The organism is Paraburkholderia sp. GAS334 (assembly GCF_050436625.1).
Taxonomy (GTDB): Bacteria; Pseudomonadota; Gammaproteobacteria; order Burkholderiales; family Burkholderiaceae; genus Paraburkholderia.
Genome location: NZ_JBNDMO010000021.1, coordinates 12,232 through 36,736, shown reverse-complemented (window position 1 = coordinate 36,736; position 24,505 = coordinate 12,232). Strand labels below are relative to the sequence as shown.

Genomic DNA, 24,505 nt, shown 5'->3' with positions numbered 1-24,505 from the left:
GATGGCGGCGCCGCTACCGGCGCCGCGTGTTTCTTGAGTAATTCGCACTGACTTTCCAGATTACGCGTTTTGCCATTCGGCGGGCGTCAGCGTTTTCATGCTGAGCGCGTGAATTTCCTGTTTCATGCGATCGCCGAGCGCCGCATAAACGAGTTGATGGCGCTGAATCAGACGCTTGCCTTCGAAGCTGGGCGAAACGATCGTCGCAAAGAAATGCTGACCGTCGCCTTCCACTTCGAGATGCTCGCAGGCGAGCCCGTTGGCGATGTAGTCCTTGACCTGTTCGGGAGTCGGTAACATGGAATGCTCCTCGTCAGTGGCGCAGCTTGTAGCCGGTTGCGAGCATGCGCAACGCCAGCACGGCCAGCACCAAAAAGAAACCGCTGACAATCGCAAGGCTCACGAGCGGATCGATATCCGACATCCCGAAGAAACCGTAGCGAAAGCCGTCGATCATGTAGAAAAAAGGATTCAGCCGCGATACTTCGCGCCACACCGGCGGCAGCGTGTGCGTCGAGTAAAACACGCCCGAGAGGAACGTGAGCGGCGTGATCAGGAAATTCTGAAACGTTGCGAGCTGGTCGAATTTCTCGGCCCAGATGCCGGCGATGAGGCCCAGCGTGCCGAGAATCAGCGCGCCCAGCAGCGCGAACGCGACGATGTAGAACGGCGCAACAAAGCTGACGGGAATGAAGCAGACCGTCACGATGAACACGCCGAAGCCGACCGCGAGCCCGCGCACGAGCGCGGCCAGCACATAGGCCCCGAACATCTCGCCATGCGACAACGGCGGCAGCAGCACGAACACCAGGTTGCCGGTGATCTTCGACTGGATCAGCGAAGACGAACTGTTCGCGAATGCGTTCTGCAACACGCTCATCATCACGAGACCCGGAATCAGGAAGCTCGTATAGCCGACACCCGGATAGACCTGCACGTGATCGCGCAGCGCGTGACCGAAGATCGTCAGATACAGCAGCGCGGTCACGACCGGTGCGAGCACGGTCTGGAACGACACCTTCCAGAAACGCAGGATTTCCTTGTAGAACAGCGTACCGAATCCACTATAGCCCCTCATGCCAGCCCCTCGATCACTTCCGTACCGTTCATCACCTGAACAAATACGTCTTCGAGATCGGCTTTGCGGACCTCGATTTCTTCGAATGTGCAACCCGCCGTGCGACACTGCGCAAGAATCCGCTCGACGTCGTCATAGCTCGCGAGTCGCAGCAGATGCTGACGTCCCTGCACGTTGTGCGGATCGACTTCGAGCGACCGGAGGTCAGCCGGCAACGCGCCCTGCGCAAAACGCACGAACAGCTGCAAACCAGCGAAGCGCTGCAACAGCGTACTCGTGCGTTCGAGCGCGACGACTTCACCGCGACGCAGCATTGCAATGCGGTCGCACAGCGATTCGGCTTCTTCCAGATAGTGCGTGGTCAGGACGATCGTGTGACCTTCGCGGTTCAGGCGCGAGATGAACTTCCACAGCGTCTGGCGCAGTTCGACGTCGACGCCGGCGGTCGGTTCGTCGAGCACGATCACGGGCGGCCGGTGCACCAGCGCCTGCGCGACCAGCACGCGACGCTTCATCCCGCCGGACAGCGCGCGCATGTTGGCGTCAGCTTTCTCGGTGAGATCGAGGTTGTGCATCACTTCGTCGATCCACGCATCGTTGTTGCGCAGACCGAAGTAGCCGGACTGGATGCGCAGCGTCTCGCGCACGGTAAAGAACGGATCGAACACGAGTTCCTGCGGCACCACACCGAGCGCGCGGCGCGCTTCCCGGAAGTCGTCGACCACGTCGTGGCCGCGCACCGCGATGTTGCCTTCGTCGGCACGGGCGAGGCCGGCCAGGATGCTGATGAGCGTCGTCTTGCCCGCGCCGTTCGGACCGAGCAGCCCGAAAAACTCACCTTCTTCGACTGTGAAATTGACGCCCTTGAGCGCCTGCAGATCCTTGTAGCGTTTCTTGACGTTACGAATTTCTATGGCTGGCATGACTGTGCGCCGCTTGAGTAACGGCGCCGTATAGGTGCTTACGGATGCGGGGAGATGCGGAATTGGGGCCGGGTGAAAGCCCCAAAAAACGTTTGATTATAGGGCAAAGTCGGGTGAACCAACCTGGCCCTGCAGAGGCAGAAGGGACGCGTGGAGCGTCAATGTCGCGCCGACAGGAGGGTATCGACGCCGTAGGCTTGCGCGAGACTGGCGAGACCAGCCGGCAGATTGATGATATCGAGCGACGCGCCACGGGCGCTTGCCGCACGCTGCCACGCGAGCAGCACGGCCAGCGCGGACGAGTCGAACTGCGCGAGTGGTGCGCAGTCGACACCCGTCGCACCGCCGGCGATGCGCGCCAGACCCGCCGCGAGCGCGGCGTTCGCACTCGCGTGGGTCAGCGTCGTGCCGGTTTCGAAGCGGCTCGCCGTAGTACGGTTTGCCGCGTTGCTCACCGTGTCGCTCACGACGCCTTGCCCGCAGCCAGTTGCTCGTTACGTTGCGTGAGGAACTGGATCAGGCCGTCCACGCCGTGCTGCTGGATCTGCTCGTTGAACTGCTGCTGGTACGCCTGGATCAGCCATGCGCCGAGCACGTTGATGTCATACACGCGCCAGCCTTGCGGCGTCTTGTACAGACGGTAGTCGAGTTCGATCGGGTTGCCGTTGTTCATCACGACCGAGCGCACCACGACGTCGGTATCGTCCGGATTCGCGCGGAACGGCTTGTACTGGATCTGCTGGTCCTTCACCTGTGCAAGCGCGCCCGAATACGTGCGGATCAGCAGCATCTTGAACTGCTCGACGACCTGAGCCTGCTGCTCGGGCGTGGCGGTGCGCCAGTTGCGGCCCATCGCGAGCTGCGTCGTGCGGCGGAAGTCGGTGTACGGCAGGATCTTTTCGTTGACGAGCTTCGTGATGTGGCTGATGTCGCCAGCCTGAATCGACTTGTCACTGCGTACGGCGCTGATGACCTGGTCGGTCACGGTCTTGATCATGCCGTCCGGCGAGCTGCTATCGACAGCTTGCGCAAATGCGCCCGTACTGAACGAAAAGAATGCAGCAAACAACGGAATCAGAAAGAATTTTTTCATTTCAAGCCCTGCGTTAAAAATTACGACAACCTTTTGAGCCCACGATAGCACGCGAGTTCATCCGCAATCCATCGCGAAACTGCGAGAGTCGTTTCCAGGTGTTACGGGACTCGACTCTTGTGGCTCAGCGCAACTTGAACGACGGGAAGTTGAACTTCGGCGGCACGATCTGGCCTGCCGGCACCTGGGTTTCCTGACCGCCCTGACCCTGAGGCTGCTCTTCGCCTTCCGTGCCGGAGGCGGGCGTCGGCGATGCTGCGTTCGGCGCAAGGCCGTTGAGCGCCGCGCCGCCCGCCGGCGCCGGCGTCCCTGCGGCTGTTGCACCACTGGCGGGCGCGGGCGCTGGACCTGCTGCGGGCGCTTTCGCGGCGCCTGCCGCACCTTCGTCGACATCTTCGTACTTGGGCAGCGGCGCGCCATCGCCGTAATCCGGCAAGCCTGCGCCTGCCGCTGACGAGCCGTCAGAGATCAGATACCGGCGGCGTTGCAGGTATGCATTACGCACGAACGAGTACTTGTCGAGCGCGGCGTTGTCGAGCACGTCGCTGGCGCCAAGCAGATTGGCCCGCGTGCTGACAATGTTCAGACCGTACAGCGCCCAGCTCAGGCCATCCGGATGAATGTACGACAGCGGATTCACATAGTAATTACCGACTGAACCGACCGCGTCACGCACGGTGCTCGGACCGAATAGCGGCAGCACGAGATACGGGCCAGGCGGCACACCGTAGTGCCCCATTGTCAGGCCGAGATCCTGGTTGTGCTTCGGCAGGTTCGCGAGCGTCGCGACGTCGAACAGACCACCAACACCGAAAATTGTATTGATCACGATCCGCATGACGTCTTCGACACCATCGGTGATCTTCAGCTGAAGGAAGTTATTCGCGGCGGTGTACACATCGCCAATATTCGAGAAGAAGTTGGTCACGCTGTCACGCACGGGCTGCGGCGTGATGTACACGTAGCCCTGCGCCACCGGCTTCAGCGCGTACTGATCGACCTTGTCGTTGAAGGTGAAAATCGTACGGTTGAAACCTTCCAGCGGGTCTTCCTTCGTCGGCGTCTGGACAGTTGCGCATCCCGCCAGCGTCGCAGCCGTCAGCGCAAGCGTGATGGTGCGCGCACGCATGGTCTTCATTTTTATTCTCCTTATTGGCCTGCCGCGCCAGAGGCGGGCAATGTCGGTGCCGATGCGGATGCGGGCGCAATGGCTGGCGCCACGGGCATCGCAGGTGCGGGCGCTGCAGAAGCCGCGCCTGCTGACGAACCGGCTTTCGAAGCCCCCGAGTCCGCCGCCTTGCTATACAGGAACTGTCCGATCAGGTTTTCCAGCACGATCGCCGACTGCGTCATCGAAATCGTGTCGCCGGCTTTCAGCATTTCGCTGTCGCCGCCCGGTTCGAGCCCGATGTACTGCTCACCGAGCAGGCCCGACGTCAGGATCTTCGCGGAGCTGTCCTTCGGGAACTGGTACTGCCTGTCGATATCGATTGTGACGACCGCCTGATACGCATTGCTGTCGAAGCCGATCGATGCGACCCGGCCAACCGATACGCCCGCGCTCTTCACCGGCGCGCGCGGCTTCAGGCCGCCGATATTGTCGAACTTGAGCTTGAGCGGGTACGTCGCCTGAAACGACAGCGAGCTCATGTTGCCGGCCTTCAGCGCGAGAAACAGCAGCGCCACGAAACCCAGCACCACGAACAGGCCGACCCAGAAGTCGAGAGCAGTTTTTTTCATCGTCATCCCAAAGAGAATCCGCCGCCGGGTGACGCATCCGTGCGGCGCGACGAACGCGCGCCGCCTCGCGGATGCAACCCGCGCGGTCTTAGCTGAACATCAGTGCGGTCAGCAGGAAATCGAGGCCGAGTACGGCGAGCGACCCGTACACGACCGTTTTCGTGGTCGCGCGGGAGACGCCTTCCGGAGTGGGCTGTGCTTCGTAGCCCTGGAACAGCGCGATGAACGTCACCGCGAAGCCGAACACGATACTCTTGATCACGCCATTGCCGACGTCACGCCAGGCGTCGACGCCACCCTGCATCTGCGACCAGAACGCGCCGGCGTCGACACCGATCATCAGCACGCCCACCACATACCCGCCGATCACGCCGACCGCGCTGAAAATCGCAGCGAGGATCGGCATCGAGATGATGCCCGCCCACATGCGCGGCGCGATGACGACCTTGAGCGGATCGACCGCCATCATCTCCATCGCGGTGAGTTGCTCACCCGCTTTCATCAGGCCGATCTCGGCGGTCAGCGACGTGCCCGCGCGACCCGCAAACAGCAGCGCGCTCACCACCGGCCCGAGTTCACGCACGAGCGACAGCGCGACGAGCAGCCCTAGCGCCTGCTCGGAACCATAGCGATTGAGCGTGTAATACCCCTGCAGCCCGAGCACGAAGCCGACGAAGAGCCCCGACACGGCAATGATCACCAGCGAATAATTACCGACGAAGTGGACCTGCTTCGTGACAAGCCGCGGCCGGCGCAGCAGCGGGAAGAATTCGAGCACGAGACGAAAGAACATCCGCGTCGCATAGCCGGCGGTACCAAGGCCGCCGAGCACCGAGCGTCCAACCGTGCTGATCATGACTGACCTCCGCCGATGCCGAAGTCCGCCGCCAGCGGCGCTTTGCTCGGGTAATGGAATTTGAACGGGCCATCGGGCGCGCCGTCGATGAACTGGCGAACGGTCGGATCGGTCGACGCGCGCAGTTCGTCCGGCGTGCCTTCGGCGTGAACACCGCCGTTGGCGAGAAAGTAGACGTAATCGGCGATGGCGAACGATTCGGGCACGTCGTGCGTCACCAGGATCGACGTTGCGCCGAGCGCGCTGTTCAGCGCGCGGATCAGATTGGCGGTAATGCCGAGCGAGATCGGATCGAGACCGGCGAACGGTTCGTCGTACATCATCAGTTCGGGATCGAGCGCGATGGCGCGTGCGAGCGCGACGCGGCGCGCCATACCACCGGAAATCTCCGACGGCGCGAGATCGCGGGCACCACGCAGGCCGACCGCATTGAGCTTCATCAGCACGAGGTCGCGGATCAGTTCTTCGGGCAGATCGGTGTGTTCGCGCAGCGCGAAGGCGACGTTTTCGAACACCGACATATCGGTGAAGAGCGCGCCGAACTGGAACAGCATGCCCATCTTGCGGCGCAGTGCGTACAGGCCTTCGCGCGTTTGCGCGCCGACGTCCTGGCCGTGGAACAGCACCTGGCCGCGGTTCGCGCGCACAAGGCCGCCGATCAGGCGCAGCACGGTGGTCTTGCCGCAACCCGAGCCGCCCATGACCGCGACCACCTGACCGCGCTGAAAGCGCAGGTTCAGGCCGGACAGGACGAGCCGGTCGCCATAGCCAAAGGCGACGTCGCGGAGCTCGAGAAGGGTCTCGGAAGAGGAAGGCACGAAACTGACAGTCCTTTTACGGTACGCGGAAGGCCGGATTATAGGGCCATCGTGAAAAAGCTGCCGTGACGTGCCCTGTCCCCCTTAAGGGTATCCCCCAATTATTGCAGAAACGCGTGTTGCAGTGCAGAAACCGCCGCGGCCGGATCGGCGGCGTCGGTGACCGCGCGGACCACGGCGGCGCAACCGACGCCCGTCGCCAGCACGTCCGGCAGCACCTGCCCGTCGATGCCGCCAATCGCGACCAGCGGCACGACGCCGTCCAGCAGCCTGACGTAGCGGGCCAGCCGGGCGAGGCCTTGCGGTGCGGTCGGCAGCGTTTTGGTCGTCGTCGGGAACACGGCGCCGAGCGCGAGATAGCTCGGACGGAAATGCAACGCGATGAGCATTTCGTAGTAGCCGTGCGTCGACAGACCGACGCGGATACCCGCGGCAGCGAGTTTGTGGAGGCCGGCGGCGTGGACGTCTTCCTGGCCGAGGTGCACGCCGTACGCGCCGGCTTCGAGCGCGGCCTGCCAGTGATCGTTGATGAAAACCTGCGCGTCGTGCTTTCGGCCCGCCGCGACGCTGCGTTCGATTTCGCCTTTCAGGGCGGCATCGGCGGTCTTGTGACGCAACTGAACCGTCTTCACACCGAAATCCAGCACGCGCTCGACCCATTCGGCCGTCGGCAAAACGGGATACAGACCAAGCCGGTCCGGACAGCGCGGGAACGGCTGTGCGGGCGCTTCCGGCAAGCCCAGAACACGAGGGAAGCGCGTCAGCTCGACCGGCCAGGCATCGGCGCTGGCGGCTTCATCGCCGTCGCGCCACGCCATGGCGAGCACCAGCGCGTTGTGCGGCTCGAACCCACAGTCGAGGAACGCGGCCAGCGCGGCGATCCAGTCTTCCGAAAGATGGCCTTCGAGCGGATAGCGCTCGCCGCCGAGATGCAGCGTGGCGTTATTGTCGGACGCCTCGATGACGCCGGCGCCCTTCACCAGCCATTTCGCCACATGCTCGCCGTGGTGCTGCAGATCGGCGACGATGATCAGGTCGCCGCCGTTCGGCTCGTCGGGCGCAGTCAGGCAGAGGCGCCACGGCGCGTGCGTCGGCGGCCAGTCGCCGAGACGGGCGCGGATGCGCTCGGCCGCTTCGGTGAGCTCGTCGGCCGGCGGCCAGAAGAGCTCGCGGCCCGGGTCGCGCCCCGCCAGCGTCAGCGTCCGCGTCATGCGGCGCTCCCATCCTGATGCCAGAACGGCATGCCGACGACCGGCGTGCTCGCGTGCGCGGTCTCACGTTCGGCCATCGGACCCGCAACATACGCGCTGCGTCCGGCCTCGACGCCCAGCGCGAACGCGCGCGCCATCGCTTCGGGGTGCGTCGCCTGCGATACCGCCGTGTTGAGCAGGACGCCGTCAAAGCCCCACTCCATCACCTGGCACGCATGCGACGGCACGCCGAGCCCGGCGTCGACGATCAGCGGCACGTCCGGCAGCCGTTCGCGCAGCACGCGCAGGCCGTACGGATTCACGACGCCCTTGCCGGTGCCGATCGGCGCGCCCCAGGGCATCAGCGCTTCGCAGCCGGCATCCAGCAGACGCCGGCCGATCACGAGGTCTTCCGTGCAATACGGCAGCACCTTGAAGCCATCTTTGACGAGTTGCGCGGCTGCTTCGATCAGGCCGACCGGATCGGGCTGCAGCGTGTAATCGTCGCCGATCAGTTCAAGCTTGATCCAGTCGGTTTCGAAGATTTCGCGCGCCATGTGCGCAGTCGTGACCGCCTCGCTGACGGTCTGGCAGCCGGCTGTGTTCGGCAGTAGCGGCACGCCGTGGCGTTTGAGCAGATCGAAGAAACCCGTTTCCGCGCCGCCTTCGTTCATCTGCCGGCGCAGCGCGACGGTGACCATGCCGGGCCGGGCGGCGTCGATCGAATCGGACAGCGACTGCAGCGAGGGATAACGCGACGTGCCAAGCAGCACGCGGCTCGCGAAGGTCTGGCCGTAGAGCGTGAGCGCGTCGGCGGGCGCGGGGGCGAGGGAAAGGGAAGTCATGTTGGAATCCTTGCGTCTGGCAATGTGCGCTGAGCGGTGGCGGCTCTGGCGGCGAGATCAGCCGCCCGCGACGGGTTGCACGACGTCGAGCCTGTCGCCGGGCTGCAATGCGCGGGCCGCGTGCTGCGTCCGCGCGACGAAATCACCGTTCAGCGCGACGGCAAACGGCGGGCGGGCGCCGAAGGCGGTCAGCGCGTCAGCGACCGTCGCGCCTTCGGGCAGCGAGAGCGGCCTCTGGTTGATGTGTATATCCATGATGTTCAGGTTCAATCGATGGCAGCGCGGCTTCGATCAGGCCAGCGCCTGCCGGGTATCCAGGTGAAAAAGGTCGGTCCAGCGCGCATCGCGCCGCCAGTCCTCGAAAGCGTCGGTATCGGCGACGCGTCCGTCGAGCAGCGCGCCGGCGAGACGCACGGCCTCTTCAGCGACTTCGGGCGCGATCATGTAGCCATGCCGGTACAGTCCGTTCACGCGCAGCAGGGTGGCACCGTCCCAGACGAGCGCCGGACGGTGATCCGGCAAAGTCGGCCGGCATTGCGAATTCAGCTCGAGAATGCGCGCCTCGCCGAAACCCGGATGCACCGAAAACGCCGCGCTCAGTAACTCCAGCGCCGAGCGCACGGTGACCGGCGACATATCCTCACCTTCGATTTCCGTCGCGCCGATCACGTACAGGTCGTTCTGCTTCGGCGCGATATACAGCGGGTAACGCGGATGCAGCAAGCGCACCGGCCGCGTGAGCGCGATGCCCGGCGCGTGAACGCGCGCCACTTCGCCCCGAATGCCACGCAGCGTCGGCCATGCTGGCTTCGCGCCAAGCCCGCGGCAATCGATCGTCACGCGCGCGGCCGGAAATGCGTGATCGTCGACGGGCGTGTTCCAGTGCGTTTGGACGCCGCGTTCTGCCAGCCCGGCCGCCAGCGCGGCGAGCACCTGGCGGTTGTCGAGCTGGCCCTCATGGGGCAACAACCAGCCCTGCGTAAAGCGGCCGGCCAGCGCGGGCTCGGCGGCGCCGACCTGCGCGCCCGACAGCTTCAGAAATCCGCCCTCCACCATTTCCGCGGGCGCATTCGCGCGCACCCGACGTTCGAACAGCGGCGCTTCATTGCGATCCGAGTGATGCCAGACGACGAGCGTGCCATTGCGCTGGAAAAACACCGGCTCCGGCAACTCGGCCAGCAAACGCGGCCACCTTTCCAGCGACGCCTCGCCCAGCCTGGTAATCAGCAGTTCGGCGCTGGCGGCTTCGGCGAGCGGCGCGAGCATCGCGGCCGCCACCCACGCGGCAGCCTGCGTGCCCGCCGCGTCGCCGCGCTCGTACAGCGCGACGCGATGCCCGGCGCCAGCCAGCCGCCACGCAACGAGGCGTCCGCACAAGCCGCCGCCGATCACGGCAAAATCGGGTTGTTGAGCGCGGGCATTCATCGCCACGCTCCCGGCGCGCACAAAGCGTTGCCAGTAACGGTGACGTACATGATGCAAAAAACTGAAGAATAAGCGGTCATCGAATCCTTTCCGTACGGCAGAAAGCGCACGTACCCAAGGACGAAACCGGCGGGCGAGGCCGGCCGGGCGTAAAGCGCATCCAGTGACGGACGGCGCCCGGCGGGGAATGGAAGAAGTGGAAACTTCCGGAAACTTCCCGCGCCGGTATTACCCGGATCGGGTGCGAAGGGTCTCTCTCAGCCTCGCCACAACTCCATGGAAAGCCCATGCAGCCCGCACGCGAAGCACCCCTGTTTCGTCAAAAGTCATTAGACCATAAAAGGCGCGGCAGCCGCAAACCGGCCGGATGGCCAGTGTCCGGGGCAAATCAATACGGCCACGGACGGTGGTCTGGCACAATGACGCGTCAACGGGGATGCGCAGCGCGTCACGACACGCCGCGCCTTCGATCATTTAAGTTCAGGTTAAGCCTGGGTCAGGACAATCCGGCCCGAGAGCGAACGTGCGCGACGGCGTCACTGGACGTGCCCGTGCGTAGCGCCACTCCGTATTAAAGGACGCTTATGACTGAAAAACCAACGGGCTCCGCGGATACCGATATCACCGCATGGGGTCTCATCAAGCCATACTGGGTGTCCGAGGACCGATGGCGCGCGCGAGGACTTCTCGCGATCGTGATCGCGATGAACATGACAATGGTCGCGGCCAACGTCTGGTTCAACAGCTGGCAGCGCACCTTCTTCGATGCGATCCAGCAATACAACTTCCCCGTCTTCAAATATTCGCTGCTGCAGTTCACCGTCATCGCGATGGCGCTGATCCTGCTCGGGTCGTACCGCACGTACTTCCGGCAGATGCTCGAGTTCCGCTGGCGACAGTGGCTCACCACGAAGTATCTGCACGACTGGCTCGGCGATCGCGCCTACTACCGCATCGAGCGCGACAGCCTCGCGGACAACCCCGACCAGCGGGTGTCCGTCGATCTGCAGGCGCTCGCGAGCGCGACGCTCAATCTGGCGCTTGGCCTGCTGTCGACCACCGTCACGCTGTTCTCGTTCATCGTGATCCTGTGGAACCTGTCCGGCGCGCTGGCGTTTCATCTGTTCGGTGTCGCGTTCAACATTCCTGGCTATATGGTGTGGGCGGCGCTCGTCTACGCGGCGCTCGGCTCGTACGTGACGCACAAGGTCAACCATCCGCTGGTATCGATCAACTATCAGCAACAGCGCGTCGAGGCCGACTTCCGTTTCTCGCTGATCCGCATCCGCGAAAACGCCGACCAGATCGCGCTATATCAGGGCGAGCCCGCCGAAGAACGCGCGCTGAAGGGCGTATTCGGACACATCCGCGATAACTGGCGTCTCGTCATGCGTTTCACGCGGCGCTTCAATATCGTCGTGATCAGCTACTCGCAGCTGGCGGTCGTGTTTCCCTATATCGCGGCTGCACCGAAGTACTTTTCGAAGAGCATCACGTTCGGTATGTACCAGCAGGTGACGGGCGCGTTCGGCACCGTCAGCGATTCGTTTTCGTGGTTCATCAACAATTACGATTCGCTCGCCGAATGGCGCGCTACCGTGAACCGTCTGCGGGAATTCCACCGCGTAATGGGCGACCAGCATCTGCGCGAATCCGTTTCGGGTGGCACGTTTCACGGTGGCATCAACGTGCGCATGACGGACACGAAGACGCTCGCGGTCGACGATCTGCTTCTGCAGCATCCGGATGGCACGCCGCTGTCGAATATCGGCTCGTTCAACATTGCGCCGAGATCGCGCTGGCTCGTGCGTGGACCGTCGGGTTCCGGCAAGAGCACGCTGATGCGCACGCTGGCCGGCCTCTGGCCGTTCGGCGAAGGCACGATCGACGTGCCGGTCGGCGCAAAACTGATGTTCGTGCCGCAAAGCAGCTATCTGCCGATCGGCACGCTGAAGGCAGCGCTCGCCTACCCGTCCGACGAAAGCGTGTTCACCGATGAAGCCTGTCGCGAAGCGCTTACCGCCTGCAATCTGCCCGAGCTCGCGGATCGTCTCGCCGAAGCGACGCACTGGGAACGCACGCTGTCGCCGGGTGAACAGCAGCGTCTGGCTGCCGCTCGCGTGCTGCTGCAAAAGCCCGACTACCTGTTCCTCGACGAAGCCACCAGCGCGCTCGATCCCGATAATGAGTCGGTGATCTACACGGTACTCAACGAGCGTCTGCCGGAGACGGCGATTGTGAGCGTCGCGCATCGCAAGACACTCGAGGCGTTCCACACCCAGACGTTGCTCGTCGAGCGCGCGCTGGAACGCGCGGCGGCATAACGGCATCGTTCGATCGCGTCGTGCTGATCACCGGCGCCGGTTCGGGAATCGGCGCGGCGCTCGCGCTCGCTGTCGCGTCCTGGCTCACGTCGAAGCTGGACTACGCCAGCGGCACGCTCGCCAGCGCGCTGTAACGCGCGCCGTGTCGGGCGAGCGTGCTGGAATACAGCACCAGAGATTCGAAATGCGCGGTGATCGGCGGTGGCGCTTGAGGCGTGCCGTCGATCGCGATCGCCTCCCGGTTGAAGCGGGCCAGTGTGATGTGCGGCCGGAACGTGCGCGCGTCGACGGGTAAATCGAGTTCCAGCATCAACGAGCGGATCCGCCAGTCGAGTGCAACGAACTCATCCGACATCTCCAGCGTCGCTACGGTCAAACGCGGACGGTTTGCGCTCGGCCAGTGTTCGATGTGGGTGACAGCGGCAGGCGTCATGGGTACGGCATTGGCCTTCAACGCTTCGGCCAGCGCCTCACCATGCTCGATAGAAAGTGCGCCGATGAACGTCACCGTCAGATGCAACTGCTCATAAGGCACGCGACGTGCCGTCGAAACAAGCGGCACGGCAGCGAGCGCGTCGCGCGTCGCTACGTCCGGGGCGAGTGCGATGAAGCAGCGTTGCCAGCCTTCGGTCATGGGCGTGTTCCGTCGTCGTCGCGAGCAAGCAGGCAGCAAGCGGGGTTAGGCGCGCCTTCCACTCTACCCCGGCCCATCGCTGGATCACAGACGTAAAAAAGCCGGGTCACCCTGTCGGGCGCCCGGCTTTCCGTTACCGCTTTGTCGTCTCCACCTCTTCCTGCAAAAGCTGCATCGACGCGATGCCGCAGCATACCAGCCGCGCCGAAGTGGAATAAATTAACGCGGCAGTTCCGAATGCCCCATCAGGTACGCATCGACCGAACGCGCGCACTGACGGCCTTCGCGGATCGCCCACACCACCAGCGACTGCCCGCGACGCATATCGCCCGCCGTGAACACCTTGTCCACCGACGTGTAATACGCCTTGTCACCTTCGGTCGAAGCACGCACATTGCCGCGCGCATCCTTGTCGACGCCGAACGCTTCGAGCACCGGCGAAACCGGCGCCGTGAAGCCCATCGCGAGCAGCACGAGGTCGGCCTTCATTTCGAACTCGGAACCTGGCACTTCCTGCATCTTGCCGTCCTTCCATTCGACGCGCGCCGCGACCAGCTTCTCGACCTTGCCGTTCTTGCCTTCAAGACGTTTGGTCGCCACGGCCCAATCGCGCTCGCAGCCTTCGTCATGCGACGACGACGTGCGCAGCTTGACCGGCCAGTACGGCCACACGAGCGGCTTGTTCTCTTCTTCCGGCGGTTGCGGCAGCAGTTCGAACTGCGTGATGCTCTTCGCGCCATGACGGTTCGAGGTGCCGACACAGTCCGAGCCCGTATCGCCGCCGCCGATCACGACCACATGCTTGCCCTTTGCGAGCAGCTGATCGGTAACCTTGTCGCCAGCGTTGACCTTGTTCTGCTGCGGCAGGAAATCCATCGCGTAATGGATGCCTTCGAGCTCGCGTCCCGGCACCGGCAGATCGCGCGGCGTTTCCGAACCGCCAGCAATCACGACGGCGTCGAACTGTTCTTTCAGCTCGTCCGGCGTGATCGTGTCCTTCGCCGTGTTGCCGATGTACGCCGGCAGCGAATCCTTCTTGCCGACGAACACGTTCGCGCGGAACGTCACGCCTTCCGCTTCCATCTGGCGCATGCGGCGGTCGATCAGCCACTTTTCCAGCTTGAAGTCAGGAATGCCATAACGCAGCAGACCACCGATCCGATCGTTCTTTTCGAACACGGTGACATCGTGCCCCGCTCGCGCGAGTTGCTGCGCGGCGGCCAGACCGGCGGGGCCAGAACCGACGACGGCGACCTTCTTGCCCGTCTTGTGATTCGGCGGCTGCGGCGCGACCCAGCCTTCGGCCCAAGCCTTGTCGATGATCGCGTGTTCGATCGACTTGATACCGACCGGATCGTCGTTGATACCGAGCGTGCACGCCGCTTCGCACGGCGCCGGGCAGATGCGGCCCGTGAACTCGGGGAAGTTGTTCGTCGAGTGCAAAACTTCGATCGCGCTCTTCCAGTCCTGATGGAACACCAGGTCGTTGAAGTCCGGGATGATGTTGTTCACCGGGCAGCCGCTGTTGCAGAACGGAATGCCGCAGTCCATGCAACGCGCGCCTTGAATCTTGGCTTCGTCGTCGGCGAGTGCCGCGACGAATTCCTTGTAGTGCTTCACACGCGTGAGCGGAGCTTCGTACGCCTCATGGCGGCGTTCGAACTCGAGAAAACCGGTTGCCTTGCCCATATGGTTCTCTTCTCTATCTTTATCAGGTGGGGTGATCCGCGCCCGCCGCTCTGAAGCGGCAGGCGCCTGTTTCTACTTTCGCTGGCTGTAGAGGGCCTTAGCTGGCTTTTTGCGCTGCGAAGATCAAGCGGCGAGTACTTCCTTCGCTGCCTTCTTCGCGCCCATCTCGCCGAGTGCGCGCCTGTATTCCATCGGGAATACCTTCACGAACTGACGTCGCGACGCGTCCCAGTTTTCGAGCAGCGCCTTCGCACGCGGCGAACCCGTGAACTGGAAGTGCCCCTCGATGAGCCCCTTGAGCAGCGCTTCGTCGGTCTGAGCGGTGTGCCACAGTGCGCGGTCGACCGTGCGTTCCTGTTCGGCCTGTTGCAGCACCGGTTCGAGCGCGACCATCGACTTGTTGCACTTGCCGGCGAACGTATTGTCCGGATCGAACACATACGCGATACCGCCCGACATACCCGCCGCAAAGTTGCGGCCCGTTTCGCCGAGCACGACGACCGTACCGCCCGTCATGTATTCACAGCCGTGGTCGCCGGTGCCTTCGACAACCGCCGTCGCGCCCGAGTTACGCACGCAGAAGCGCTCGCCCGCCACGCCGCGGAAGAACGATTCGCCTTCGATCGCGCCGTACATCACCGTATTGCCGCAGATGATGTTTTCTTCGGACTTGCCGCGGAAATCGTTCGTCGGACGGATGATGATGCGGCCGCCCGACAGACCCTTGCCGACGTAGTCGTTACCATCGCCGACGAGATCCAGCGTGATGCCCTTCGCGAGGAACGCGCCGAAGCTCTGACCGGCCGTGCCCTTCAGCTGGATGTGGATCGTGTCGTCAGGCAGGCCGTCGTGGCCGTACTTCTTCGCGATTGTGCCGGACAGCATCGCGCCGACCGTACGGTTCACGTTGCGCACGGGCTGGATGAACGAGACGTGCTCGCCCTTCTCGATCGCCGCCTTCGACTTCTCGATCAGCACGTGATCGAGCGCGCGGTCAAGGCCGTGGTCCTGCACGTCGACGTGCTTGCGCGCCACTTCCGCCGAAACCTGCGGCTGGTAGAACACGCGAGAGAAGTCGAGACCCCTCGCCTTCCAGTGCTCGACGCCCTTCTTCATGTCGAGCAGTTCGGCGTGACCGATCAGGTCATCGAACTTGCGGATGCCCAGTTGCGCCATGATTTCGCGCGCTTCTTCAGCAACGAAGAAGAAGAAGTTGACGACGTGTTCCGGCTGGCCCTTGAACTTCGCACGCAGCACCGGATCCTGCGTCGCGACGCCGACCGGGCACGTGTTCAGGTGACACTTGCGCATCATGATGCAGCCCTCGACGACGAGCGGCGCCGTCGCGAAGCCGAATTCGTCGGCGCCGAGCAGCGCGCCGATCACGACATCGCGGCCGGTCTTCATCTGGCCGTCGGCCTGCACGCGGATACGGCCGCGCAGCTGGTTCAGCACCAGGGTTTGCTGCGTTTCAGCGAGACCGAGTTCCCACGGCGTGCCGGCATGCTTGATCGACGACAGCGGCGAAGCGCCCGTGCCGCCATCATGGCCCGCGATCACGACGTGATCGGCCTTTGCTTTCGCGACACCCGCGGCAACCGTACCGACGCCCGATTCCGATACGAGCTTCACCGAGATGCTCGCTGCCGAATTCGCGTTCTTCAGATCGTGGATCAGCTGCGCCAGATCTTCGATCGAGTAGATGTCGTGGTGCGGCGGCGGCGAAATCAGGCCGACGCCCGGCACCGAGTAACGCAGCTTGCCGATGTACTCGGACACTTTGTGACCCGGCAGCTGGCCGCCTTCACCCGGCTTCGCGCCCTGCGCCATCTTGATCTGGATCTGGTCGGCCGAAGCGAGGTATTCCGCCGTCACGCCGAAACGGCCCGACGCCACCTGCTTGATCTTCGAGCGCAGCGAATCGCCATCCTTCAGCGGAATATCGACGATCACTTCGTCGCCGATCACCGACTTCATGGTGTCGCCGTTCCTGATCGGAATGCCGCGCAGTTCGTTGCGATAACGGTTTTCGTCCTCGCCGCCTTCGCCGGTGTTCGACTTACCGCCAATGCGGTTCATCGCGACCGCCAGCGTGGCGTGCGCTTCGGTCGAGATCGAGCCGAGCGACATCGCGCCCGTTGCAAAGCGCTTGACGATGTCCTTCGCCGATTCGACTTCGTCGAGCGGAATCGCCTTCGTCGGATCGAACTTGAACTCGAACAGGCCGCGGAACGTCATGTGACGCTTCGTCTGATCGTTGATCAGATGCGCGTATTCCTTGTACGTCTGATAAGAGTTGCTGCGCGCCGAGTGTTGCAGCTTCGCGATCGCGTCCGGCGTCCACATGTGTTCTTCGCCGCGCACGCGGTACGCGTACTCGCCGCCGGCATCGAGCATCGTCGCGAGCACCGGGCTGTCGCCGAATGCTTCGCGATGCAGGCGGATCGCCTCTTCAGCCACGTCGAAGAGACCAATGCCGCCGACCTTCGACGACGTGCCGTGGAAGTACTTCAGCACCAGATCTTCAGCGAGGCCGACAGCCTCGAAAATCTGCGCACCGGTGTACGACATGTACGTCGAAATGCCCATCTTCGACATGACCTTCTGCAGGCCCTTGCCGACTGCCTTCGTGAAGTTGTAGATCGCCTTATCCGCCGACAGGTCGCCCTTCAAACCCTGTGCGAGTTGCGCGAGCGTTTCCAGCGCGAGGTACGGGTGCACGGCTTCCGCGCCGTAGCCCGCGAGCAGCGCGAAGTGGTGCGTTTCACGCGCCGAACCGGTTTCGACGACGAGACCCGTGCTCGTGCGCAAACCATGCTGCACGAGGTGCGTATGGATCGCGGCGGTAGCCAGCAGCGCCGGAATCGCGACGTTGTCGCGGTCGGTGCGGCGATCGGACACGATCAGCATGTTGTAGCCGGACTTCACGGCGTCGACTGCTTCTGCGCACAGCGACGCGAGACGCGCCTCGATGCCTTCCTTGCCCCATGCCACCGGATAGCAGATGTTCAGTTCATACGAACTGAACTTGCCGCCCGTGTACTGATCGATCGCGCGGATCTTCGCGATGTCGCGGAAGTCGAGCACCGGCTGCGACACTTCGAGACGCATCGGCGGGTTGATGTTGTTCGTGTCGAGCAGGTTCGGCTTCGGACCGACGAACGACACCAGCGACATCACCATGTTTTCGCGGATCGGATCGATCGGCGGGTTCGTGACCTGCGCGAACAGCTGCTTGAAGTAGTGGTAGAGCGTCTTGTTCTTGTTGGACATGACGGCCAGCGGCGAGTCGTTGCCCATCGAGCCGACGGCTTCTTCACCGGCTTGCGCCATCGGCGCCATCAGGAACTTGAGGTCTTCCTGCGTGTAGCCGAACGCCTGCTGGCGATCCAGCAAGGCAGCGGGTTCGCGGCGTTCCGTGACGACGTCTTCGGCCTTCGGCTCGATTTCGTCGAGCTTGATGCGCACGGCGTCGATCCAGCTCTTGTACGGCTTCGCGTTCGCGAGGTTGTCCTTCAGTTCCTTGTCGTCGATGATGCGGCCGTGTTCCATGTCGATCAGGAACATCTTGCCCGGCTGCAGACGCCACTTCTTGACGATCTTCGATTCAGGAATCGGCAGCACGCCGGCTTCCGACGCCATGATCACGAGATCGTCGTCGGTGATGATGTAGCGCGCCGGACGCAGACCGTTACGATCGAGCGTCGCGCCGATCTGGCGGCCGTCGGTAAATGCGATTGCAGCGGGGCCGTCCCACGGCTCCATCATCGCGGCGTGGTATTCGTAGAACGCGCGGCGGTTGTCGTCCATCAACGTGTGCTGTTCCCACGCTTCCGGGATCATCATCATCATTGCGTGGACGAGCGGGTAGCCGGCCATCACGAGCAGTTCGAGACAGTTGTCGAACGAAGCCGTATCCGATTGACCCGGATAGATCAGCGGCCACAGTTTCGGCAGGTCGTCGCCGAGCACATGGCTCGCGATCGCGCCGGTACGGGCGTTCAGCCAGTTGACGTTGCCCTTCACCGTGTTGATTTCGCCGTTGTGAGCGATCATCCGGTACGGGTGCGCCAGTTCCCATGCCGGGAACGTGTTCGTCGAGAAGCGCTGGTGCACGAGCGCGAGCGCCGAAACCGTGCGGTCGTCCTGCAGGTCGCGGTAATACACACCGACCTGGCCCGCCAGCAGCAGACCCTTGTACACCACCGTGCGCGCCGACATTGACGGCACGAAGTATTCCTTGCCGTGCTTGAGCTTGAGCGCCTGGATGCGGTGGCTCGCGGTCTTGCGGATCACGTACAGCTTCCGCTCCAGCGCGTCGGTCACCATGATGTCCTTGCCGCGGCCGATGAAGATCTGGCGGATCAGCGGCTCGCTCGCCTTGACGGTGGGCGAAATCGGCATCGTGTGGTCGACCGGCACATCGCGCCAGCCCAGCACGACCTGGCCTTCCGCCTTCACCGTACGTTCGAGTTCCTGTTCGCACGCGAGGCGCGACGCATGTTCCTTCGGCAGGAAAATCATGCCGACGCCGTATTCGCCTTCCGGCGGTAGCGTCACGCCCTGCTTTGCCATTTCCTCGCGATAGAAACCGTCCGGCACCTGAATCAGAATGCCCGCGCCGTCCCCCATCAGCGGATCGGCGCCGACGGCGCCCCGGTGATCGAGGTTCTCGAGGATCTTCAGGCCTTGCTGGACGATCTCGTGGCTTTTCTTGCCCTTGATGTGGGCGACGAAGCCGACGCCGCAGGCGTCATGTTCGTTTTGCGGGTCGTAGAGACCTTGCGCGGCGGGAACCGAAGACGTCGGTTGCAGGTGGTCGTTCATGGGGACACCGTCTGTAGGGGGCCGATCGGCCGTTTAACCATTTTTCTGTTGCCCGCGGTGTGCACTGCAACCGCGTGGCCGGTCGAGTTTCCAGAGTGGTGCACGCTCGGGAATCGCCGGAAATCGAAATATACGCGACGAATCAAAGGAATAGCAAATAAAACACGATGGTAAGACCCCTATTATCAGATTGGTGCATTGCGATGCTTTTTTATTGGTGCCATATCATAAAGGTGCAAAAGAAAACGGCATGCGAAGATGCCGTCGGTTTTGCAGAGCATTGATCCGAAAGGCTTATTGCGTCTGCGGCGTTTCGCGGACCTTGCGTGGCCGACCTCGGGGCAACGGCGAAACACGTCGGTTAGCCGCGCGCGCCGCCCACTCGCGATAGGTCTCGCTGCCGAGCACCCAGCCCTTCAACGTGGCCTGTTGAAGCTGGTTCGTCTCGCGTTCATCGAGCGGTTGTTCACACAGTTCGCGATACGCGCGCTGCCGTTCGAACGGCGTGTTGCCGAGTGACCAGTACAACGGGTGATCGGTGATGAGACTGTCGAGCGTCAGACCGATGTGATGCCGGTAGCTCGACCACCGATAGTCCTCTGGCGCGCTCACCAGCTGCATGCGTACCGGGCACATTTCCACGACGCGGCTCGCGAGCAGAAAGTATCGCTCGCCTTCGATGACGGTCGCGCGATAGCGGCCTTCCCACAGCGTGCCGCGTCGCGCGTAACGACGGTTGAAGTGCGCCACGTAGCGGCGACCGACTGCCTGCATCGCCTTCGGCAGACTCGACTCTTCCGAAGGTGTGACGAGCAGTTGCACCGCGCCCGGCATCAGGACGTACGCGTGTATCGCGAGGCGATGATCGCGCGACGCTGCCTTGAGGCAATCGATAAAGAGCTCGTAGTCCTGGTCGTCGACAAATGCGGGCTGCTGGTCGAGTCCGCGCAGGATCACGTGCTGCGGCTGGTCGGGGACATAAAGACGTGCTAGCCGTGCCATGCTGGATTATCCATTAGACGCGTTGGTGATTACCCGAGGGGTCCGTAAAGCCGCACAGGCGCGGGGTTCGGCGCAGCGCGGCTCAGGCAGAAACCGCGCGGCGCTTAGGGAGAAGCCTCTAACTGGCGCATATGGTTTGTTTGAAACGTTGTGGTCATAATGAGCGGGCTTTTTCAGGAGGAGCACAGATGAAATTAAAACAAGCCATAACGGGGATGGCTGCGCTTGCCTGCATCACAACAGCACATGCGCAATCGGCCGGCACTTTTTACGTCACAACGGGTTGGTTTCACCTCGCACCTCAAGACAGCAGTAATCCGCTTAAGGAGACAAGTATTGGTGGCCGTCCCGTCAGCATCGAAATTCCTAACACAGGCGCCAGCCTTAGCGACGCCGACACAGCAGGCTTCACCGCCGGTTACTTCGTCACCGACCACATCGCGACCGAACTGGTCATGGGCATTCCGCCCAAATTCGACCTGAACGGTACGGGACAGTTTGCAGGCTTCGGCAAACTCGGTGACGCGAAACAATGGAGCCCGACGCTGCTCTTCAAGTACTACTTCCGGGCGCCTGAGTCGAGGTTCCGTCCGTACCTCGGGCTCGGCGTGACCCGCACCTGGTTCACCAACGAGCAGATCACGAATGCCCAGTTCGAACAAACCGTGCTGCATGGTCCGACATCGGTTACTACGGATAGTTCGTGGGCACCTGTGTTCAATGCCGGCTTTACGTTCGCCATCGACCAGCACTGGTTCGCGGGCGTCTCGATCTCCTACGTGCCGCTGACCACCACCGCCAAGCTCAATACGGTGGCCAACACGCCAGTTGGCAAGCTCAACGTCACTTCGGAAACGAAAATCAAGCTGAACCCGATCGTTACGTACATCAACGTCGGCTACCGCTTCTAGGCTAAGCGTAGTCGAGATTTGGGGGCTTGAACAAGGAACGCCGTCACGATTTATACGTGACGGCGTTTTTTGTTTGCATGATCAACGGCCTGGCGTGCAGCCGCAGGGTTTGTAATTTTGACTGGCGCCGTGCAGTGTCGACCCGAATCCGCTTTCTGTTTATTCAGGAAATCGTCTGCGGGAAGGCGTTCCGCCGTTTGGCACCGAAGTTGCGTGACATGGTATTTCCCGCACGAAGGAGCGGGTTTCTGCCAATCCACATCGAGGGAGCCACAATGAACGCACTACCGAATACGCGAGACGCCATTGGAGATTCGCTGAACTCGACGGGCCGCCGGGCGCGACGCATCGCGCGGCACGGTCGCCATGCTGCTGAAGACATTGCCACCGAATTGCGCTTACTGATGTCGGAACTTGAAGAAGCACTGGCCGAAGGCACGTCGGCGGATGCTGCGGCGCTACGCACGCAAATGCGCAAGAAGCTCGACGCGGCACGCGCCCGCCTCGACGGCACGCGCGAAGCCGTCCGCGAACGCGCCGAAGTCATGATGGCCGATGCCGACGACTACGTGCACGAAAACGCGTGGAAGACGATTGTGATCGTCGGCGCGATCGCGCTCATCGCGGGCGCGTTGCTCGGAAGGAGCAATAGCCGCTAGAACCAGGCTGAGTCGCTGGGCCCGCGGCCTGGCAGGTCGCGTGTACCGCATCGTGACAACTCTCACTGCGGACTGGTCCGCAATGTCCGCCAGCTGATCGGGCTCGTGGCACTGACCGAGGCAGCTAGAGGCAGCGACGCCCTGCCGCCTAGTTATCGTCGATCACGAACAACCGGCGATATTCCTTCAACGCGTAGCGATCTGTCATGCCCGCGATGTAGTGAGCGATCAGCCGCGGCTGCATCGCCTCGCTCTTCGCCTGGTACGCCGGTGGTAGCAGGCGCGGGTCTTCAGTGAATGCATCAAAAAGGCCGGCTACGACGCGACGCGCCTTGTTCGCCATCCGCATCACGCGATAGTGACGATACAGATTCCTGAACAGGAACCGCTTGAGAGCGGCCGCCTGCGCAGCGACGGGCTCGCTGTGCGCAACCAGCGGCGGCGCTGCCCGCACATCATCGAGCGAACTGGGCGAATGCTCAGCGAGATTGCGCGTCGTAGTGTCGATCAGGTCGACAATCAGTGTGTTGATGATGCGGCGAACCGTTTCGTGGACGAGCCGCCGGCCTTCGATATCCGGATACTCATCCCGCGCCGCTTCGTAGTGTGTTTGCCATAGCGCGACTTCAGCGAGCTGCGCGATCCTCAGCAGGCCGGAGCGCAGGCCATCGTCGACATCATGATTGTTGTACGCGATCTCGTCGGCCACGTTTGCAATCTGCGCTTCGAGCGACGGCTGACGCCCTTCGAGAAAACGTTCGCCGAGCGCGCCGAGCTTGCGCGCGTTCTCGCGCGAACAATGCTTCAGGATGCCTTCGCGTGTTTCAAAGCAGAGGTTGAGGCCATCGAAGGCGCCGTAGTGTTCTTCCAGGTCGTCGACGACAGCAAGGCTTTGCAGGTTGTGTTCGAAGCCGCCATGCTCGCGCATGCATTCGTTGAGCGCGTCCTGACCTGCGTGACCAAACGGCGTGTGCCCGAGGTCATGCGCCAGCGAAATGGCCTCGACCAGATCTTCGTTCACGCGCAGGTTGCGCGCGACCGAGCGCGCGATCTGCGCGACTTCAAGGCTGTGCGTGAGACGGGTGCGAAACAGGTCGCCTTCGTGGTTCACGAAAACCTGTGTCTTGTACTCGAGGCGGCGGAACGCAGTGGAATGAACGATCCGGTCGCGATCGCGCTGGAATTCGGTGCGCGCGCTGGGCGGAGGTTCAGGATGGCGACGTCCGCGCGACTGCGCCGAATGCGCCGCGTAGGGCGCAAGATGGCGTTCGAGCGCAGCAAGCGAGGGAATCGACGCCCCGTCCGCCGCCTGGGTGCCGCGGGGATGGGTCAGGCTATCGCTGCGCGTTTCGCTCACCGGTTTCTCCATATTCATGGACGACCGCGTTGCAAGCCCACGCGGGCGGCGGTCAGACTGCCGCCGCGAGTGTTGCGCGGACGGTGTCGTCAGGTGCCTCGCTGATCAGCGTGTCGCCGAAACGCTTCAGCAGGATGAATTTGATTGCACCGGCTTGCGCTTTCTTGTCGACCTTCATCAGGTCGATATAGCGCGAATCGCCGAGCGCCGGGGCGCGGGTCGGCAGGTGCGCAGCGACGATGACATCCACAAGACGTTTGCGCGCGGACGCGTCGAGATGGCCGAGGCGCACTGACAGATCCGCCGCCATCACCATGCCGCAGCCAACCGCTTCACCGTGCAGCCATTCGCCGTAGCCAAGGCCCGCCTCGATTGCATGGCCGAACGTGTGACCAAAGTTGAGGATCGCGCGCAGGCCACCTTCGCGCTCGTCGGCAGCCACCACGGATGCCTTGATTTCGCACGAACGTTTGACCGCCTCGGTGAGCGCCTGCGGTTCGCACCGGTTGAGCGCGTCGATGTTCGCTTCGATCCAGTCGAAGAACGCGGCGTCGGCAATCGCGCCCGTCTTGATGACCTCAGCGACACCGGCCGCCAGTTCGCGTGCCGGTAGCGTACGCAACGCGCCGATGTCCGCGATCACAGCCCGCGGCTGGTAGAACGCGCCGATCATGTTCTTGCCGAGCGGATGATTGATGCCCGTCTTGCCGCCAACCGACGAATCAACCTGCGACAGCAACGTTGTCGGCACCTGAATGAACGGCACGCCGCGCATGTAGCAGGCAGCGGCAAAACCCGTCATGTCGCCAATCACGCCGCCGCCAAGTGCGATCAGCGTCGTTTTGCGATCCGCGCGCGCGGTAAGCAGCGCGTCGAAAATCTGGTTGAGCGTTTCCCAGTTCTTGTGCGCTTCGCCGTCCGGCAGAACGACCGTCGAAACGTGTTTGCTGAGCGGCGCCAGTGCGCGGCGCAACACATCGCCGTAAAGCGGATCGACAGTGGTGTTGGTAACGATCGTGACGGACGCACCCGCGATATGCGGCGCGAAAAGCGCAGTCTGGCCGATCAGGTCGGCACCGATATGGATGGGATAGGCGCGGTCGCCCAGTTCAACGTTAACGGTAATCATGCTTG

At 62.9% G+C, this 24,505-nt stretch carries 22 protein-coding genes and 1 riboswitch; of the genes, 3 read left to right on the top strand and 19 right to left on the bottom strand.

All coding sequences use genetic code 11. From position 1 onward, the window contains the following. Window positions 1-60: 60 nt before the first annotated feature. From P3T21_RS28715 to P3T21_RS28655, 13 genes are all read right to left on the bottom strand, one after another. On the bottom strand, window positions 61-300 hold the full coding sequence (locus P3T21_RS28715) for a BolA family protein (protein WP_429259339.1): 240 nt from the start codon (window positions 298-300) through the stop codon (window positions 61-63). 13 nt (window positions 301-313) lie between these two features. After that, a complete protein-coding gene (locus P3T21_RS28710) occupies window positions 314-1,078 on the bottom strand; it encodes an ABC transporter permease (protein ID WP_429259338.1) in 765 nt (254 codons plus the stop codon). Further along, complete coding sequence (locus P3T21_RS28705) at window positions 1,075-2,001, bottom strand: ABC transporter ATP-binding protein (RefSeq protein WP_429259337.1); 927 nt, start codon at window positions 1,999-2,001, stop codon at window positions 1,075-1,077. Before P3T21_RS28705 ends, P3T21_RS28710 begins: the two co-directional genes overlap by 4 nt. Before the next feature lie 158 nt (window positions 2,002-2,159). Further along, complete coding sequence (locus tag P3T21_RS28700) at window positions 2,160-2,468, bottom strand: STAS domain-containing protein (protein WP_429259336.1); 309 nt, start codon at window positions 2,466-2,468, stop codon at window positions 2,160-2,162. Then, entirely contained in the window at window positions 2,465-3,094 is a 630-nt protein-coding gene (locus P3T21_RS28695; RefSeq protein ID WP_429259335.1) for an MlaC/ttg2D family ABC transporter substrate-binding protein, read from the bottom strand. Before P3T21_RS28695 ends, P3T21_RS28700 begins: the two co-directional genes overlap by 4 nt. Window positions 3,095-3,218: 124 nt before the next feature. Then, a complete protein-coding gene (locus P3T21_RS28690; protein WP_429259334.1) occupies window positions 3,219-4,232 on the bottom strand; it encodes an MlaA family lipoprotein in 1,014 nt (337 codons plus the stop codon). 11 nt (window positions 4,233-4,243) lie between these two features. Beyond that, the gene (mlaD, locus tag P3T21_RS28685) at window positions 4,244-4,834 is read right to left on the bottom strand and encodes an outer membrane lipid asymmetry maintenance protein MlaD (RefSeq protein WP_429259333.1); all 591 of its coding nucleotides are present in this window, start codon (window positions 4,832-4,834) and stop codon (window positions 4,244-4,246) included. Between the two features lie 88 nt (window positions 4,835-4,922). After that, window positions 4,923-5,690 carry a lipid asymmetry maintenance ABC transporter permease subunit MlaE gene (gene mlaE, locus P3T21_RS28680; RefSeq protein ID WP_429259332.1) on the bottom strand — a complete coding sequence of 256 codons (768 nt, stop codon included), beginning with the start codon at window positions 5,688-5,690 and terminating at the stop codon, window positions 4,923-4,925. Further along, window positions 5,687-6,508: an ABC transporter ATP-binding protein gene (locus P3T21_RS28675; RefSeq protein WP_429259331.1), complete on the bottom strand. Its 822-nt coding sequence runs from the start codon at window positions 6,506-6,508 to the stop codon at window positions 5,687-5,689. Before P3T21_RS28675 ends, mlaE begins: the two co-directional genes overlap by 4 nt. A gap of 101 nt (window positions 6,509-6,609) precedes the next feature. Continuing rightward, complete coding sequence (locus P3T21_RS28670; RefSeq protein ID WP_429259330.1) at window positions 6,610-7,719, bottom strand: thiamine phosphate synthase; 1,110 nt, start codon at window positions 7,717-7,719, stop codon at window positions 6,610-6,612. Continuing rightward, the gene (locus P3T21_RS28665) at window positions 7,716-8,543 is read right to left on the bottom strand and encodes a thiazole synthase (protein ID WP_429259329.1); all 828 of its coding nucleotides are present in this window, start codon (window positions 8,541-8,543) and stop codon (window positions 7,716-7,718) included. Before P3T21_RS28665 ends, P3T21_RS28670 begins: the two co-directional genes overlap by 4 nt. A 57-nt stretch (window positions 8,544-8,600) precedes the next feature. Beyond that, complete coding sequence (thiS, locus tag P3T21_RS28660; protein WP_429259420.1) at window positions 8,601-8,798, bottom strand: sulfur carrier protein ThiS; 198 nt, start codon at window positions 8,796-8,798, stop codon at window positions 8,601-8,603. A 36-nt stretch (window positions 8,799-8,834) separates the two neighbouring features. After that, window positions 8,835-9,968 carry an FAD-dependent oxidoreductase gene (locus tag P3T21_RS28655; RefSeq protein WP_429259328.1) on the bottom strand — a complete coding sequence of 378 codons (1,134 nt, stop codon included), beginning with the start codon at window positions 9,966-9,968 and terminating at the stop codon, window positions 8,835-8,837. 197 nt (window positions 9,969-10,165) lie between these two features. Continuing rightward, window positions 10,166-10,291, bottom strand: a riboswitch (TPP riboswitch). A 261-nt stretch (window positions 10,292-10,552) separates the two neighbouring features. On the opposite strand from P3T21_RS28655, the gene P3T21_RS28650 reads away from it, so the two are divergent. Beyond that, window positions 10,553-12,292, top strand: coding sequence for an ABC transporter ATP-binding protein/permease (locus P3T21_RS28650; RefSeq protein WP_429259327.1), 1,740 nt, complete (start codon window positions 10,553-10,555; stop codon window positions 12,290-12,292). Window positions 12,293-12,392: 100 nt separating this feature from the next. Here P3T21_RS28650 and thpR read toward each other — a convergent pair whose 3' ends face one another. The 4 genes from thpR to P3T21_RS28630 all read right to left on the bottom strand — a co-directional run bounded on the left by thpR (window position 12,393) and on the right by P3T21_RS28630 (window position 20,444). Continuing rightward, entirely contained in the window at window positions 12,393-12,926 is a 534-nt protein-coding gene (gene thpR, locus P3T21_RS28645; protein ID WP_429259326.1) for an RNA 2',3'-cyclic phosphodiesterase, read from the bottom strand. Between the two features lie 219 nt (window positions 12,927-13,145). Then, a complete protein-coding gene (locus P3T21_RS28640) occupies window positions 13,146-14,615 on the bottom strand; it encodes a glutamate synthase subunit beta (protein ID WP_429259325.1) in 1,470 nt (489 codons plus the stop codon). Between the two features lie 123 nt (window positions 14,616-14,738). Continuing rightward, window positions 14,739-19,442, bottom strand: coding sequence for a glutamate synthase-related protein (locus P3T21_RS28635; protein WP_429259324.1), 4,704 nt, complete (start codon window positions 19,440-19,442; stop codon window positions 14,739-14,741). Window positions 19,443-19,736: 294 nt separating this feature from the next. Next, window positions 19,737-20,444 (bottom strand): transposase, encoded by a 708-nt coding sequence (locus P3T21_RS28630; RefSeq protein WP_429259323.1) that lies wholly within the window; start codon window positions 20,442-20,444, stop codon window positions 19,737-19,739. Window positions 20,445-20,632: 188 nt separating this feature from the next. Between P3T21_RS28630 and P3T21_RS28625 the strand changes: the two genes are divergently transcribed. Both P3T21_RS28625 and P3T21_RS28620 read left to right on the top strand, forming a co-directional pair. Beyond that, window positions 20,633-21,355, top strand: coding sequence for an OmpW/AlkL family protein (locus P3T21_RS28625; RefSeq protein ID WP_429259322.1), 723 nt, complete (start codon window positions 20,633-20,635; stop codon window positions 21,353-21,355). Window positions 21,356-21,630: 275 nt separating this feature from the next. Beyond that, entirely contained in the window at window positions 21,631-22,014 is a 384-nt protein-coding gene (locus P3T21_RS28620; RefSeq protein ID WP_429259321.1) for a DUF883 family protein, read from the top strand. A 148-nt stretch (window positions 22,015-22,162) separates the two neighbouring features. Here the strand turns inward: P3T21_RS28620 and P3T21_RS28615 are convergent, their stop codons facing one another. Then, entirely contained in the window at window positions 22,163-23,371 is a 1,209-nt protein-coding gene (locus P3T21_RS28615; protein ID WP_429259419.1) for a deoxyguanosinetriphosphate triphosphohydrolase, read from the bottom strand. Window positions 23,372-23,423: 52 nt separating this feature from the next. Next, window positions 23,424-24,500 (bottom strand): 3-dehydroquinate synthase, encoded by a 1,077-nt coding sequence (gene aroB / locus P3T21_RS28610; RefSeq protein ID WP_429259320.1) that lies wholly within the window; start codon window positions 24,498-24,500, stop codon window positions 23,424-23,426. Between the last annotated feature and the right edge of the window lie 5 nt (window positions 24,501-24,505).